This window comes from Bacillus sp. FSL M7-1345, assembly GCF_038006985.1.
GTDB classification, from domain to species: Bacteria; Bacillota; Bacilli; order Bacillales; family Bacillaceae_G; genus Bacillus_A; species Bacillus_A cereus_U.
On the sequence record NZ_JBBOWG010000001.1, the window covers coordinates 3,622,598 to 3,637,722 of the forward strand.

Consider the following 15,125-nt stretch of genomic DNA (forward strand, 5'->3'; position numbering starts at 1 on the left):
ACTTGAAAGGAGATTCAATATGAAACCTTCACAACCCCAATCTCAATTACATAATCAACATTCTATTAATAGACTAGCTCAATCTATTTTCGTTGTGAATCGTCATGCTAAAGCTGCAACTAACCCTAAGTACTTATATTGGTTAAAAAAGACTGCTTTAGAACGCTTAATTACTGAAAAAAAGGCTATCAAAGAAGGATTACATTTTTCTAGAAATCCACGTTTTAGTCAACAACAATCCGATGTTCTTATACGTTTAGGTGATTATTTTTTCCATATCCCTCCTACGAAAGATGATTTTCGCACCCTACCGCATCTTGGTCACCTTGAATCCTCCTATCGAAATCCGAAAACAACCTTATCTTTAACAATAGCAAAAAAAACACTTCAAGATTATATTGGTCCTGAAGCATTAAAACAAGAAAAAAAATTAAACGAAGCAGTTCCATGGTATAGCCGTACCTATACAAAAAAATAAAACAGTTTGGCCCATATTAGGCCAAACTGTTTTATTTTTTATCTTCCTTAATTTTAATATTCGCTTGTTTATAGAATGCAACTTTTTCTGTATTATATGATTTCGTATATTCATTAAACTTATCTTTTTCTGTCTCAATATCTTTATATGCTTGGTTTACTAACTTTACTTTCTCGCTAATATCTTTTAATTTTGTACCTTTATCTTGTAGCATTGTATATAATTCTTTTTCTTGCTTTAAAGATTTATTATAGCTATCGTACATCTTTTGGAATGAATCATGTCGTTTCTCATAAGTACTCTTTACTTTATCCGCCTGGTCTTTTAATTTATTATCTTCAATTTTCTTCACATGCTTATCAGCTGACTTCACTTCTTCTTGCGCTTTATTTAAAGCCTCTTTTTCTTTAATAAGAACTTTTTCCCGTTCAGCTGTATTTTTCACTGCTTGATCAAGCTTATCCTTAACAGCCTGATTATTATCTTTTCCTTCTTGGACAATTTGATTATATAATACTTGCCCCTCTTTCTCTAATGACTCTAATTTTTTCGCATCTTCAAACATTGTTTTTTCTTGCTTGGCAGCATTTTCAAATGCAACATATAGCTCCTCTTCTGGTTTTGGGCCGAAACAACCAGCTAGTAAAGTCATTGATAATGCAGTTACAATTGCTAATTTATTATATTTCAACATCTTTTCCTCCTATTAATAAACGATCATCGTGCCAAAAATTCCATGAAAAACATGTAACTTCTTTATCTATTTCACGCTCGCATCTTTTTTACGAAGATCATCAATAATTATTTATACTGCTTGTACAATTTTCGCACTTGAAATTATGTAATATCTTAAAACATAAAGGTATTTACCTTAATCTTACCTACTGCAAGAAACACTATAATGTTTCACCTGATAAAAGATGATCGTTGACCTCTCACGTCTATCATTCCCTTTCTCACTTTCTATCAAATAACCTCTTTGTCCATTTTACATAGTGCAAAGGTGACCTCGCAACTCTTACAAAGATTCTTTTAATTTCTTAAAAAGGAAAAGTGTAGAGCATGCTTTCCTCTACACTTTTAAAATGAAACGCATTGTGCAAAATGCATTGACACATCCACAGACAATTATATGCTGATTTCATATATTTTTAAAGACTTTTGTTACAAAAAAAAGTTTTCTTGTAACAAAAGACAAAAAAATGTTACAAAAAATTCTTTATATCATACTTCTTCAAATCAAAGTTTCATTCATGACTTTGCAAGTTTCTATAATTATACAATTGATTTTGTGCCTTTCTAAACAAATCTTCAAAAGTTTTCCCTTCTATCGGATAACTTGCAGCCCCAAATAATAGTGTGACACTTAATAAATCATTCGCTATTTCATTTTGAATATTTTTGATTAATCGATTTGTTATTGTTGACTTTTCATAGCCATTATCAACAGCTACGATAACATATTTATTTTCATCCCACCTCGTAACTACATCGCCTTTTCGAACTGTCTTTACAATTGTACGTTCTACTCTTTGGACTAGCTCATCTAACTTTTTTTCTTGCACTGTGTCTTTTAATACATCCCATTCTTTTACGGAAAGAATATACACTGTAATATTACGAGAATCTCTTTCTGATAAAGCAGCTACTTTCCCAAAAAAATCAACGACAAAATCGTTATTTGTCATTCCTCCTACTTCAATATTTACACGCGCATTCGCTCTTTTATCGTACCAATGTCCAAAATAATAGCTTAGTATCATTTGCAATATATAAATAATAAAGACGGTATAAAATGATCGCGAATCCAGTTTTGTAATTACGTCCTGCAGCGCAATCCATTCTGTAACTGCCACTGTATTCCCAAGTAGTAATCCACTTATTTTCCCTTTATATTTCATACTTTCCCTCCCTTCTATACTAATATATGCTTCTATAACAATAATGTTTTTCTACAAAATAAAAAATGTACATATTCCATGTACATTTCTACTTAAGCTCGTATACCTTTTCTATTTTATTTCATATATATACTATATATCGTTTTTAGAAAGGAGTGACCTATATGCCTCAAAAAGAAAATCTATCAGATATTATGCGCTTACTAGCTGGCTTTTTATTATCATTAAACTTACTATTTAACTCTTTCGGAATAAACTTCATTACAAACGATCAAATTGACGCTCTAGTAAATGTTATTTCATTTCTATTCATTCTATATTTTGGATACAAAAATAACTATGTTGGAAAAAAAGGAGTGGAACAAAAGAAATTACTCAAGAAGCACAATCTTCATTAAAGATGGAACCTTTCGCACAGGTTCCTTCTTATCATTTTCTGACAACCACTTCATTTGTTTGTAGCGGTCCATATGATACTCCTTTATATTGAAATGTATATGTAGCCTGAAATAATGAATTGGGAGGAGCTTTATCTTTATTTGCTTTTATTTGACAAATTAATTCTACCCTTTCACTCGGCGATAGATTATCGATTCGCCACCTTACAAGCTGAAATAAAAACTCACTTATTCCCTTATCTGCTTTTAAAGAGTTTGGGATATACGCGAAATAATCACGAATCATATGACTTACAACTACTCGCGAAATCATTTCAACACCTTTGTTTTCAACTTCAAGTCGAATAATTAGTATGTCATTAACATCATAGATTATCTCATATGAAAATTTTTCTTTATACATACTACGGATTTGCAATGTGACTGCTACATTAGATGCTTCCGTATCCTTTTTAGAACCATCAATCCACAAAACCGGCTGTAACGGTATAGAATACCTTCCTTGATCCGAAATTCGTTTCCATATTTTCATAATATATTCACCTCATTCCAGATGTATCATCTATACAAATTTATTCTGCCTCTCGATGCAATAAACTACACTAAGAAAAAATATTGAGCTTGTTACAAACCATTTTAAATTTTTCTTTTCCTTTTATCCTATTCGACAATATAAAGAAAAAACCATTTTTAATAGGTTGACACAGGTTATTCTTTAATTAAATATTTTTTTACAATTTCCTTCCGTAACTACATAAAAAAATAAATTCTTACTCTCTCTTTTCGTCAATATAATAAAATACTTTGGCTTAAGAAAACATTTACCTTTTAGTCAAATTTGACTATAATATAATTTATGATTTCCATCCTTTATATCATGTCAATGCAATTTTTTATAAATGAAGAGGGAACGATACAAACTGTACATAAAGTTTGTACGCATTGCACTAAAAAACTTAAGTTAGTTTAATTTTCATTAAAGGAGGGCTATATTTGGAAGCACAACTTTCAAAAAAAGATTCAAGTAAAACAAAATTTGTTGTTGCTGGTTTACTACTTGGTATTCTAATGGCAGCAATGGATAACACAATCGTCGCAACTGCGATGGCAACGATTGTCGGAGACTTAGGAGGGTTCGACAAATTCGTTTGGGTCACATCTGCCTACATGGTAGCAACAATGGCCGGAATGCCTATATTCGGTAAGCTTTCTGATATGTACGGGCGGAAACGTTTTTATATTGGCGGACTAATTCTTTTCTTATTCGGTTCTGCACTTTGCGGGACAGCATCAAGTATTGAACAACTAAGTATTTATAGAGCCATTCAAGGAATTGGTGGCGGAGCTCTTATGCCTATCGCATTTACAATTATGTATGATATATTCCCGCCTGAAAAACGCGGAAAAATGACCGGACTATTTGGTGCTGTTTTCGGAACATCTAGTGTTTTCGGACCTTTATTAGGTGCTTACATTACAGATTATATAAGTTGGCACTGGGTCTTCTATATTAATATTCCATTAGGACTTATTTCCTTCTTCTTCATTACTAAATACTATAACGAGTCTCTAGAATATAGAAAACAAAAAATTGACTGGGCTGGTGCCATTACACTTGTCATTAGTATCATTTGCTTAATGTTTGCCCTAGAACTTGGTGGTAAGGAATATGCATGGAACTCTAATGTGATTATTGGTTTATTTTCAACTGTTATTATTATGCTTATTATTTTCTTCTTCGTAGAAAGAAACGCAACCGAGCCTATTATTTCTTTCCATTTATTTAAAAAACCTTTATTTGCAGCTAGCCAAGGTGTTGCCTTTTTCTATGGCGCAGCTTTTATCATCTGTACAGTTTATATTCCAATCTTCGTTCAAGGTGTTCTCGGTGGTTCAGCCTCAAATGCTGGATTAATTTTGACACCTATGATGGTAGGTTCTGTAATTGGAAGTCAAACTGGTGGACAGTTAGCTTCACGAACAAGTTATCGTAACATCATGATAGTATCTGGAGTTTTCTTCGTTCTTGGTATTTATTTACTAAGTACTTTAACAATGGAAACACCTCGTACACTCGTAACAATGTTTATGGTACTTGCTGGACTTGGAGTTGGATTCTCCTTCTCAGTTTTAAGTATGGCATCTATTCACAAACTAGAAATGAGAGATCGCGGTTCTGCTACATCAACAAATTCATTCTTCCGTTCACTCGGTATGACTCTTGGTGTAACGATTTTCGGTACAATTCAAAATCATGTTTTCACTGATAAATTAAAAGCAGTCTTCCCTCCTGAACTAGCAAAAATGGCTCCTAAAGGTGGAGACACAAGCTTTTTATTATCACCAAATGCTACTGAAAAGCTACCTCCTGAAGTACTGAGCGGAATTAAGGAGGCTCTTGCAACATCTATTGCTAATACGTTCTTCTGGGCACTTATTCCGGCCATACTAAGTATTATTTGTATTTTGCTTATGGGAAATGAGCGCCTCTTCACAGGACCAGAAACGAAACAAAAACAAAAGAAAGTAAGTTAGTATAGAAAAAAGAAACGGCATATCCCTTTATGAAAAAGGATATGCCGTTTATAATATATATAAAGTTTCTATATACAGGAGTTGAGACAGCATGAGTATGAAATTAGTCATTCTCGGCTTGCTACTCGAAGGAGATAAACATCCATATGAAGTGCAGCACATTATGAAAGAACGACACATGGATTGTTATATTAAATACGCAAAAGGATCACTGTACTACGCCTTCGAGCAATTAGAAAAGCAAGGCGCAATTCGCATTACAACTATTGTTCGAGATACGAATAGACCAGATAAAACAATCTTTCATATAACAGAAGAAGGTAAACGGCTATTTCACACGTTACTATTAAAACAGTTCGAAGCAAAAAACCAAATATATAAACCGATCTATTCCGCACTCTCTTTTGCTCATTTTGGTGATGATCGAGAGTTAGTTCCTATTTTAGAAAAAAAGAAAAATGATACCGTTCAATATTTACATAAAATGCAAACTATATACGATTGTAGCAAAGGGAACATTCCACGTGCACAACTATACATTTTACAAAGCGTTATTGAGCATATTACCGTTGAATTACAATGGTTAAACACCCTCCTTACAGATGCAGTGGCAGGACGGCTTTCAGAAATTGATATTGATGAAGGTTAAGTTTCCGAAGAAGATAGCCCTCTTCTTCGGAAACTTAACCACAATTTATTTCAATTCTCACACCTTTTCTCCACTTATAAAAATCAGAATATTTAAAATAATAATTAATAAAAAACTTTAGAATTTTCTCTTTTTAAAACAGTGGACAAAATTCAAAAAATTGTGTTAGAATTTGTTTCAATATCATATCGCTTGTTAAATTCCTTTCAAAAGGAAAATAGGTACACGGAAATTTCGTTTCGTGTTTAAAAGGGAAGATTGGTGAAACTCCAACACGGTCCCGCCACTGTAAATGCTGAGATTTCTTTTCTATGCCACTGTGAAAACGGGAAGGTGAAAGAAATTATATAAAGCATAAGTCAGGAGACCTGCCTGTTTTAACAACACTGATAGACTCACGGATGATGATGAGGTGTTAAAAACAAAAAGGAAGGCTTATTTTTCTATGCCTTTATGCTTTTTGTTATAGGTATTTCCGAGTAAACGGAAATGCTTACTTTCAATTAGGGAGGAATTTAAAATGGCAATTCAAACAAGTAACTTAGGTTATCCACGTATCGGACTACAACGAGAGTGGAAAAAAACATTGGAAGCTTTTTGGTCCAATAAAATTGATGAAGAACAATTTTTAACGACAATGAAAGAAATTCGCCTTCAACACGTCAAAGTACAGCAAGAAAAAGGAATTGAATTAATTCCAGTTGGCGATTTTACATATTATGACCACGTTCTGGATACGGCCTACATGTTAGGATTCATCCCGTCACGTTTTTCAGAGTTTACCTCTTACCTTGATGTATATTTTGCAATGGCACGCGGCTCTAAAGATCATGTTGCTTCTGAAATGACAAAATGGTTTAACACAAACTATCATTACATTGTTCCTGAATATGAAGAAGGATTACAAATCTCTTTAAAAGACAATCGTCCTCTTCGTTTATATGAAGAAGCGAAAAAAGAGTTAGGTGTTGATGGAAAACCAGTTATTTTAGGACCTTATACATTCCTAAAACTAGCAAAAGGTTATAACGAAGAGCAATTTGCCACTATTTTAAAAGAGCTAGTTGCACCTTATGTACAATTATTCTCTGAATTACACGCAGCTGGAGCACAAATTATTCAAGTTGACGAACCAATCTTCGCATCTTTAACAAAAGATGAAATTAATCAAGCGAAAGAACTTTACGAAGCTATTCATAAAGAAGTTCCGAATGCTAATCTTCTTCTACAAACATATTTTGATAGTGTAGAAGAGAACTATGAAGAAATCATTACATTCCCTGTTTCTGGTATTGGATTAGACTTTGTTCATGGCAAAGAAGGTAATGTAAATGCTATTTCAAAATATGGATTCCCAGCTGATAAAATTTTAGCTATCGGTTGTATAGATGGCCGTAACATTTGGAGAGCTGATCTTGATGATGTACTTTCTTTATTTACAACATTACAAAATCAAATCACAGCAAAAGGTTTCATTGTTCAACCTTCTTGTAGCTTATTGCATACTCCAATTGATAAAACGGGAGAAACGCACTTAGCAACTGAATTATTTGATGCACTTGCATTTGCTAATCAAAAATTAGAAGAACTAGTCCTTATCCATTCTGCTCTTACTAAAGGTGTAGAAAGCATAAGTAGCGATTTGACAACATATCGTAATGCACATCATGCAATCCGCTCATCAGCTGCACGTAATCGTGAAGATGTAAAAGTGGCACGTACATCACTTAAAGAAGATGATTTCTCACGTCCCCTTCCATTTGAAAAACGATATGAACTACAGCAAGTAGCTTTACAATTACCGTTGTTACCAACAACAACTATCGGTAGCTTCCCGCAAACATCTGAAGTTCGTCAAACACGTAAACAGTGGCGTAACGGCGATATTACAAATGAACAATATAATCAATTCATTGAACAAGAAACTGCAAAGTGGATTCGTTACCAAGAAGATATTGGTCTTGATGTACTAGTACATGGTGAATTCGAAAGAACTGACATGGTGGAATATTTTGGCGAAAGACTTGCTGGTTTCTCCTTTACTAAAAACGGATGGGTACAATCATACGGTTCCCGTTGCGTAAAACCACCTGTTATTTATGGTGATGTTGCCTTTATAAGTGGAATGACTATTAAAGAAACTGTATATGCACAAAGCTTAACAGAGAAAGTAGTAAAAGGTATGCTCACTGGACCTGTCACTATTTTAAATTGGTCATTCGTTCGAAATGATATTTCAAGAAAAGAAGTTTCATATCAAATTGCATTAGCACTTCGTCATGAAATTGAATTACTTGAATCTTCCGGAATTAGAGTAATCCAAGTCGATGAGCCTGCACTTCGTGAAGGTATGCCGTTAAAAGAAAAAGATTGGGATGCATACATTACATGGGCAGTTCAATCATTCCTTTTAGCAACATCTTCTGTAGAAAATGAAACACAAATTCATACTCATATGTGTTACAGTAACTTCGAAGATATTGTAGATGCAATTCGTGCATTAGATGCAGATGTTATTTCTATCGAAACATCAAGAAGTCATGGAGAATTTATTAATACATTAAAACATACAACATATGAAAAAGGAATTGGTCTAGGTGTATATGATATTCATAGCCCACGTGTCCCAAGTAAAGATGAAATGTTCGCAATCTTAGAACAATCTTTACAAGTATGTGATCCTAAATATTTCTGGATTAATCCAGACTGTGGTTTAAAAACACGAAGAACTGAGGAAGTTATACCTGCTTTAGAGCACATGGTTCAGGCAGCAAAAGACGCTCGTTCTCTCCTAAAAACAAACGCATAATAAAAAAACGTGTTATCCTTCAAAAAGGATAACACGTTTTTTTATTCTACACTCTCAAAATAGAAGTCGTATTGTACTTTATACAATTCATCGTCTGTTGGCTCTTCAAGAGGAGTTGCCTGCAAGACTATCATATATTCCCCGTTAGGAATAGGAATATGCAATTTATTAGAAAGAATACTTGTTATATATACTTCTTCATTCTTCACTGTGAAAGGAACTGATATCGTTCTAACCACTTCTTCTTTCTCAATATGATTTCCGCAAGTAACTTCTACTTCACAAGTATAGTCAGAGATTGCTTCAAAAATAATAGCTCCATCCACCTCAGCATAGCCTCTTTCAAAATCTTCAGGAGTCCAATCTACATAAGGCTGCTGACCATCATAATTCATTATCATTAATTGCGAATATGAAATTGTTAATTCCATAACTACCCCTCTCCTCCACTATGAAATGTACGCCAATTACTATTTCACTTCAAATTTCACACGCGTACCATCTGGATATTTGTCTAGCTTATTCCCTACCCAAGAACCTGCACCGCGGTTATCTGCTGGACTTATATATTCAATATGGGCTCCTTTTCCACCCTCCTTACACATCGCCATCGGCCATTCATCACGATCATAACCTTTCTTCGTCGGATATGGCGCTAGCGATAATTTCCTTCTATCCGCTGCACCATTACGATCAATTGTGCACATTTCTGAATGCCCTTCTTTTATAGCATCCGTTATATGTTTCCCGGTCTCTGGATATCGTTCTTTCGGGAACTCTAGAATTTGATCATACGTAGTTGTTTTTTTAGTACTTGTCTCCTCTGGCACAAGTACTTCATATACCGCTACCAAAAGAGAAAGAATTGCAATAATTGAAATGATAATACCTTTAAATTGCTTCATGTGTACCTCCGTGTTCCTACCAATTTCTTTTCCTCAGTTATTATAACAAACTTCTTCTATGTATGTTTTCAGACATTATTTTAGCTCTTCCTCTCCATTTCGCCAAAAACATTCATTTTTCCTCATCTTTTCACTAATGCTGTAGAAAACTAATAACCTTCCGACATTCTTTTTCAAAGGAAGTCCTCATAAAAGATTGAAATGATATATACGATACTTTTTGGGGAGGAACTATCATGGAAGCTATTTATAAAACGAAAGATGTTACAAATAAAACAGGTATCCCAAAACATATAGTCCGAAAATATAGCCAACTCTTAGAGGAACACGGTTATATTATTTCCAAAACAGCTGATGCTCGTATTTATAAATTGGATGATTTAAAACTATTGAAATCTATACATGAAAGAGCTGCTACATTACAAGAAGACATTTCAGAAACAATACCTATTATTTTAAAAGAAAAAGAGGCCCCACCTGTCCCTGTTATTCAAGATAAACAAGAGATACAACCGAAAGAAGATGGACGTAACTTTGAGGAGTTCATGTTAAAACTTGAAATGCTTGCTCAATTAAATGAAGCAATTATTCATCAAAACTCTACTCTCATTACACAAAATCGTTTAAAAGACGAGAAATTAGATGAACTAATGCAACAAGTTTATGTAAAAGAAGGCTCTCAAGAAAAAATGTTACAAGAGCTAGTTGTTCACGCCGCTCAAACAGATGCACTCCAAAAAGAAAAGATGGACTTATTAATGAATCATATGTATAAGCGAGAATCCAAACAAGAAGAAAAAATGAATAAACTTGTCAATCAAATTTACAATAAAGATAGCAACCGCGATGCACAACTTATGCAAGTTATTCGCGAAATTCAAGAAACAAAAAAATTAGTCGCCGCCTCAAAAGAGCAAAGCTTCTTTCAATCATTTAAAAGTTTATTCGTTCGAACAAAACAAGATAAAATAAATGAATGAATGAAATTTCGTATATTTTTCTAATGCAAGATAAAATAAAAAGTTACCTTCTACCGGTAACTTTTATTCCTTATATCGTACAGCTGGCAATATAATAATAGCTTCAGTTCCTTTTCCGCTTTCACTTTTATATTCCAATGTACCATTATGCGCTTGTAAAATACTAAATGTTACCATAAGACCTAATCCTGTTCCTTTTTCTTTTAAAGAATAATACGGTTGTCCAAGCCTTGCTAACTGTTCTTTTGTCATTCCAACACCACTATCTTTAACTCTTATTACTATCATTTCATCTTTTTGAATAGCCGTTACTTTTAAATACCCTTTGTTTCCTTGAATTGCTTCAATACCGTTTTTAACAACATTCATAATAGCTTGCTTCAATTTCGCCTTATCGCCGATAGTATAAAGGCTCTCAGAAATCTCAACTTGCAAATAAACGCCCTGCATCGCTGCAAATGATGACATAAGAGTTGTCATTTCAATTAATTGTGCTGATAAACAAATATGTTCTTTTTTTTCAATTTGAGGCCTTGCTAAATTTAAATAATCTGAAATAATCTGTTCAGCACGATCCAGTTCAGCTAATACGAGACGCATATAATCTTTGTTTTTTACGTCTTCCGTACTCTCTAGCAATTGAATAAACCCTCGTACAACAGTGAGAGGGTTTCGAACTTCATGTGCAACACTTGCAGCTAACTCACTTATAATATTAAGTTTTTCTGATTTTTGCATTTCTGTACGCAATAATGCATTTTCGTTTAAATACTCAGTCAAATACACTTGAAATACCATTGTCATAACCATAATAAGTGATGCAAATATATACCCACTATATAGATTAGATATGTACGGTGTAAAACCTGTTTCTAAAAGGACATTCAACATCCCGACTACTAATGAAACAAGAACATAAAATGATGCAATCATAAAAGCTAATATTAGCTTCTTATCTCTTGAAAACAGAGACCATTTCTTTGACAAAAACAATGGAATTATCGAAAGAAATATAACTTCTACGATAGGCAACCAACTGAGCCCCTTAGAAATCCATTCATATGCAACAAAAATAATGGCAGGGATGAGCCCAACAATCCCACCATATAAAAAACCACTAACAATTGGGATTGGATGGAAATTGTATCCGCAAACGGTACCAAAACAAATAGAGTATGTCATGGAGAGAACGAGTGTAACGCTAGATAAAAACATAATAAAGTAGCGATTAGGCTTCGGAAGCATTTCTTGATAACGATTTAAACGAATCGCTTCATATAAAAATAGTGGTAAAATAATGATGGCAATTTGGATCATTAAATCACGAATCAGCTCCATAGCCTGTCATCCCCTATATGTATTTTGATATGATTATATCATTTTACAACTCTATTTGTTTTAAAATTTCGATTTTTCTTAACATTTTTGTTAATTATTTGTTAACAACTAATAATAAATGTTACAAATTTCCGAAATGATTGTAAACCCTGTACCAAATTTCCTTCGTGCAGTATACAATGAATACGGATTACAAAGAAAATAAAAAACACTTCACTAGACGGACAACTATTGCAAAATACAGCATATAATCCATACTATCTATGTTTACAAATAAGTGATCATTACTTTAGTAGGAGGAAGATAAATATGGCGGGTACTACGCTTGTTTTAAAAGAAGAAAATTTGGTTGTGCTAGAAAACGTTGAAAAATCAGTATACGAAGAATTGCAACATAAAGCAGGGGAAGAAGATTGTACATGTGCTGTAAATGAATCCGTTGTCCATCTTGGCAGAGTATCTTCCGTACTTTGGAACGAAGATGAAATAGATTGGGAATACGGTTATTAAAAGTCGCTTGCAGCGGCTTTTTTTTTGTTTATGCTTAAACAAATGGAGTGAAACTTTAATTAACTCACACAACTTATACTCTTATGGACATTTGGATCCTCACATAATTTCTTACTTCCACTGAATTTTAAAAATAGCGGGGGAATTTTATAAACAAAGCGTAATAGTTAAAAATATGATAAAATGAACTTAATTTTCAAACGGAAGAAAGGGAGATACAATGGAACAATTCATTAATCCTAGAGTGAAGGACATCCAAATTTCTGGAATCCGTCAGTTCTCTAACATGATTCAAAACTATGATAATCTCATCTCTTTAACAATTGGGCAACCCGACTTCCCTACACCTTCTTTAGTAAAAGAAGCTGCTAAACGGGCCATTACAGAAAATTATACAAGCTATACACATAACGCTGGTTTACTAGAATTACGCGAGGCGGCTTGTAACTTTGTAAAAGATAATTACGATTTACATTATTCACCTGAAAACGAAACCATCGTTACAATCGGTGCTAGTGAAGCGATTGATGTTGCATTTCGAACAATTTTAGAGCCAGGAACGGAAGTGATTTTACCTGCTCCTATTTATCCTGGTTACGAGCCGATTATTCGACTATGCGGTGCAACTCCCATTTTTATAGATGTTCGTGAAACTGGATTTCGTTTAACAGCTGAAGCTCTGCAAAATGCAATTACAGAACGAACAAGATGCGTCGTTTTACCGTATCCTTCTAATCCAACTGGTGTTACCTTATCAAAAGAAGAATTAGAAGATATTGTATCTATCTTAAAAGATAAGAATATTTTCGTTCTTTCCGATGAAATTTATAGCGAACTTGTATATGAAGGGCAACACACATCTATTGCTCAATTCCCAGAAATGCGTGAGAAGACTATTGTCATTAATGGCTTAGCCAAATCACATTCTATGACAGGATGGCGTATTGGATTTTTATTTGCTCCTAATTATTTAGCAAATCATATATTAAAAGTTCATCAATACAATGTGACATGCGCTAATTCAATCGCCCAACATGCTGCAATTGAAGCGTTAACAGCTGCTAAAGATGCACCTAAGATGATGCGTCATCAATATAAAAAGCGCCGTGATTACGTATATAATAGACTCATTCAAATGGACTTAACAGTCGAGAAGCCAACGGGTGCATTTTATTTATTCCCATATGTCGGAAACTTAACATCTTCATCATTTGATTTTGCACTTGATCTTGTAAAAGAAGCTGGGCTGGCCGTCGTTCCTGGAACGGCATTTTCTGAATATGGTGAAGGCTACCTTCGCCTTTCCTATGCTTATAGTATGGAAACTTTAAAAGAAGGCTGCGACCGTTTAGAAGCCTTTCTAAAGCAAAAAGCTAAGAGTTAAACTCTTAGCTTTTTTTACGCATAATGATCACAAGTTTGGCGCTTCAATAATTTATGCGGAATAATAATGCATTTTGAAGTAGACTCAGAATGCTCTACCTTATCAACTAAAGCTTTTGCCGCTTCATACCCTAATTGATAAATATTCACATCAACTGTTGAAAGCGGTGGACTAGCAATTTCTGATAATAAAGCATTATTAAAACTTACAATAGAAACATCTTTCGGTACAACAAACCCTTTTTTAGAAAGTGCACTTAGTACGCCAAGTCCAATTAAATCATCAGTTGCGATAATTGCTGTTGGTGGTTGCTTTAGTCCCATTAATTCCTCAACAGCCTGTTGACCACTCTCTCTTGAAAAATCAAAATGTAAAATGTACTCTTTCGGTAGTAGAATATCTCCTAATTTCAAAGCATCACTCATACCTGCCAAACGATCTCTCGTTACAAGTAAATCTGATCCCCCACCAATGAATGCGATTTGTTTATGCCCTAATGAAATTAAATACTCGGCTACTTCTCTTGCGGCTGTATAATTATCATTATCTACATATGTAATTTCATCTTTTCGATCATATGGTTTTCCGATTAAGACAAACGGGAAATTTTGATTATGCAGATATTGAATGATCCGATCGTTTTCTCTTGAATACAAAAGAATAATTCCACCAATTTGGCGCCCTTGTACCATCTTTACAACACCATTAAAAATTTCGTCCTCCGTTTCACCTGTCGACATATAGAGCGCATACCCTTCCATATGTGCAAATGAACTAATTCCTCTTATAACTTCTGGGAAAAATGGATTTTGAAAAGCTTTACTTGCTGAGCTCGGCATAACGAGCCCAAGTGTTTTCGTTGTTTGATTTGCAAGGTTTCTTGCATTTAAATTTGGGTGATAGCCTAGTTCACTCATCACTTTTCGAACACGGCGCTTTGTCTTTTCACTTATACTTGGATTATCAGCAATTACACGGGAAACTGTCGATGGTGCAACATTTGCCTTCTTCGCCACATCTTTAATTGTAACTGTCATAAAAATCCCCCCTCTCACTTCTCTGCCATATTTCATATATTGTTATCTTGCAATCGGTGCAAGTAATAGGAGAAGTCGTAAACTTTCATCACTTTGTTTTATCTTGCAAAAATCATCTTATTCTCCCTCTCCATGTATTGTAAGGGATATAGCTCTTTTTTCCTATACTATAATATACTATTTATTTCACATTTTTTCACA

General features: G+C 34.0%; 15 protein-coding genes and 1 riboswitch. Of the genes, 8 read left to right on the plus strand and 7 right to left on the minus strand.

All coding sequences use genetic code 11. The features are described from left to right. Nucleotides 1-19: 19 nt before the first annotated feature. Nucleotides 20-478 carry a YkyB family protein gene (locus MHB76_RS18795; protein WP_002160666.1) on the plus strand — a complete coding sequence of 153 codons (459 nt, stop codon included), beginning with the start codon at nucleotides 20-22 and terminating at the stop codon, nucleotides 476-478. 31 nt (nucleotides 479-509) lie between these two features. Here the strand turns inward: MHB76_RS18795 and MHB76_RS18800 are convergent, their stop codons facing one another. Continuing rightward, nucleotides 510-1,172 (minus strand): YkyA family protein, encoded by a 663-nt coding sequence (locus tag MHB76_RS18800; protein WP_002066948.1) that lies wholly within the window; start codon nucleotides 1,170-1,172, stop codon nucleotides 510-512. A 553-nt stretch (nucleotides 1,173-1,725) separates the two neighbouring features. Continuing rightward, nucleotides 1,726-2,379: a diguanylate cyclase domain-containing protein gene (locus MHB76_RS18805; RefSeq protein ID WP_078172896.1), complete on the minus strand. Its 654-nt coding sequence runs from the start codon at nucleotides 2,377-2,379 to the stop codon at nucleotides 1,726-1,728. 164 nt (nucleotides 2,380-2,543) lie between these two features. Between MHB76_RS18805 and MHB76_RS18810 the strand changes: the two genes are divergently transcribed. Next, nucleotides 2,544-2,777: a phage holin gene (locus tag MHB76_RS18810; protein ID WP_002160664.1), complete on the plus strand. Its 234-nt coding sequence runs from the start codon at nucleotides 2,544-2,546 to the stop codon at nucleotides 2,775-2,777. A gap of 31 nt (nucleotides 2,778-2,808) precedes the next feature. On the opposite strand, the gene MHB76_RS18815 is transcribed toward MHB76_RS18810, so the two are convergent. Then, entirely contained in the window at nucleotides 2,809-3,309 is a 501-nt protein-coding gene (locus MHB76_RS18815) for a hypothetical protein (RefSeq protein WP_002160663.1), read from the minus strand. Nucleotides 3,310-3,770: 461 nt separating this feature from the next. Between MHB76_RS18815 and MHB76_RS18820 the strand changes: the two genes are divergently transcribed. The 3 genes from MHB76_RS18820 to metE all read left to right on the plus strand — a co-directional run bounded on the left by MHB76_RS18820 (nucleotide 3,771) and on the right by metE (nucleotide 8,770). Continuing rightward, nucleotides 3,771-5,312, plus strand: a complete 1,542-nt coding sequence (locus tag MHB76_RS18820; RefSeq protein WP_078172895.1) for an MDR family MFS transporter — start codon at nucleotides 3,771-3,773, stop codon at nucleotides 5,310-5,312. A gap of 91 nt (nucleotides 5,313-5,403) precedes the next feature. Next, nucleotides 5,404-5,961 (plus strand): PadR family transcriptional regulator, encoded by a 558-nt coding sequence (locus tag MHB76_RS18825; RefSeq protein WP_002160661.1) that lies wholly within the window; start codon nucleotides 5,404-5,406, stop codon nucleotides 5,959-5,961. A 202-nt stretch (nucleotides 5,962-6,163) separates the two neighbouring features. Further along, nucleotides 6,164-6,351: riboswitch (cobalamin riboswitch) on the plus strand. 130 nt (nucleotides 6,352-6,481) lie between these two features. Further along, entirely contained in the window at nucleotides 6,482-8,770 is a 2,289-nt protein-coding gene (metE, locus tag MHB76_RS18830; protein ID WP_002111534.1) for a 5-methyltetrahydropteroyltriglutamate--homocysteine S-methyltransferase, read from the plus strand. A gap of 41 nt (nucleotides 8,771-8,811) precedes the next feature. Here metE and comJ read toward each other — a convergent pair whose 3' ends face one another. Both comJ and nucA read right to left on the minus strand, forming a co-directional pair. After that, entirely contained in the window at nucleotides 8,812-9,201 is a 390-nt protein-coding gene (gene comJ / locus MHB76_RS18835) for a competence protein ComJ (protein ID WP_002111536.1), read from the minus strand. A gap of 39 nt (nucleotides 9,202-9,240) precedes the next feature. Next, a complete protein-coding gene (nucA, locus tag MHB76_RS18840; protein WP_002014817.1) occupies nucleotides 9,241-9,675 on the minus strand; it encodes a DNA-entry nuclease in 435 nt (144 codons plus the stop codon). Nucleotides 9,676-9,911: 236 nt separating this feature from the next. On the opposite strand from nucA, the gene MHB76_RS18845 reads away from it, so the two are divergent. Further along, the gene (locus tag MHB76_RS18845; RefSeq protein WP_002111539.1) at nucleotides 9,912-10,655 is read left to right on the plus strand and encodes a DUF3967 domain-containing protein; all 744 of its coding nucleotides are present in this window, start codon (nucleotides 9,912-9,914) and stop codon (nucleotides 10,653-10,655) included. A 63-nt stretch (nucleotides 10,656-10,718) separates the two neighbouring features. On the opposite strand, the gene kinB is transcribed toward MHB76_RS18845, so the two are convergent. Next, nucleotides 10,719-11,993 carry a sporulation sensor histidine kinase KinB gene (kinB, locus tag MHB76_RS18850; RefSeq protein WP_078172894.1) on the minus strand — a complete coding sequence of 425 codons (1,275 nt, stop codon included), beginning with the start codon at nucleotides 11,991-11,993 and terminating at the stop codon, nucleotides 10,719-10,721. 309 nt (nucleotides 11,994-12,302) lie between these two features. On the opposite strand from kinB, the gene MHB76_RS18855 reads away from it, so the two are divergent. Beyond that, a complete protein-coding gene (locus tag MHB76_RS18855; RefSeq protein WP_002111542.1) occupies nucleotides 12,303-12,503 on the plus strand; it encodes a hypothetical protein in 201 nt (66 codons plus the stop codon). 220 nt (nucleotides 12,504-12,723) lie between these two features. Continuing rightward, nucleotides 12,724-13,887: an aminotransferase A gene (locus MHB76_RS18860; protein WP_078172893.1), complete on the plus strand. Its 1,164-nt coding sequence runs from the start codon at nucleotides 12,724-12,726 to the stop codon at nucleotides 13,885-13,887. Nucleotides 13,888-13,901: 14 nt separating this feature from the next. Here the strand turns inward: MHB76_RS18860 and malR are convergent, their stop codons facing one another. Further along, the gene (gene malR, locus MHB76_RS18865) at nucleotides 13,902-14,924 is read right to left on the minus strand and encodes a maltose operon transcriptional repressor MalR (protein WP_002160657.1); all 1,023 of its coding nucleotides are present in this window, start codon (nucleotides 14,922-14,924) and stop codon (nucleotides 13,902-13,904) included. Nucleotides 14,925-15,125 lie beyond the last annotated feature (201 nt).

What these genes read in the sequence shown, in the direction of transcription:
- MHB76_RS18795 (WP_002160666.1), top strand. Translation starts at nt 20, where the DNA reads ATGAAACCTTCACAACCCCAATCTCAATTACATAATCAACATTCTATT.
- MHB76_RS18800 (WP_002066948.1), bottom strand. Translation starts at nt 1,172, where the DNA reads ATGTTGAAATATAATAAATTAGCAATTGTAACTGCATTATCAATGACT.
- MHB76_RS18805 (WP_078172896.1), bottom strand. Translation starts at nt 2,379, where the DNA reads ATGAAATATAAAGGGAAAATAAGTGGATTACTACTTGGGAATACAGTG.
- MHB76_RS18810 (WP_002160664.1), top strand. Translation starts at nt 2,544, where the DNA reads ATGCCTCAAAAAGAAAATCTATCAGATATTATGCGCTTACTAGCTGGC.
- MHB76_RS18815 (WP_002160663.1), bottom strand. Translation starts at nt 3,309, where the DNA reads ATGAAAATATGGAAACGAATTTCGGATCAAGGAAGGTATTCTATACCG.
- MHB76_RS18825 (WP_002160661.1), top strand. Translation starts at nt 5,404, where the DNA reads ATGAGTATGAAATTAGTCATTCTCGGCTTGCTACTCGAAGGAGATAAA.
- metE (WP_002111534.1), top strand. Translation starts at nt 6,482, where the DNA reads ATGGCAATTCAAACAAGTAACTTAGGTTATCCACGTATCGGACTACAA.
- comJ (WP_002111536.1), bottom strand. Translation starts at nt 9,201, where the DNA reads ATGGAATTAACAATTTCATATTCGCAATTAATGATAATGAATTATGAT.
- nucA (WP_002014817.1), bottom strand. Translation starts at nt 9,675, where the DNA reads ATGAAGCAATTTAAAGGTATTATCATTTCAATTATTGCAATTCTTTCT.
- MHB76_RS18845 (WP_002111539.1), top strand. Translation starts at nt 9,912, where the DNA reads ATGGAAGCTATTTATAAAACGAAAGATGTTACAAATAAAACAGGTATC.
- kinB (WP_078172894.1), bottom strand. Translation starts at nt 11,993, where the DNA reads ATGGAGCTGATTCGTGATTTAATGATCCAAATTGCCATCATTATTTTA.
- MHB76_RS18855 (WP_002111542.1), top strand. Translation starts at nt 12,303, where the DNA reads ATGGCGGGTACTACGCTTGTTTTAAAAGAAGAAAATTTGGTTGTGCTA.
- MHB76_RS18860 (WP_078172893.1), top strand. Translation starts at nt 12,724, where the DNA reads ATGGAACAATTCATTAATCCTAGAGTGAAGGACATCCAAATTTCTGGA.
- malR (WP_002160657.1), bottom strand. Translation starts at nt 14,924, where the DNA reads ATGACAGTTACAATTAAAGATGTGGCGAAGAAGGCAAATGTTGCACCA.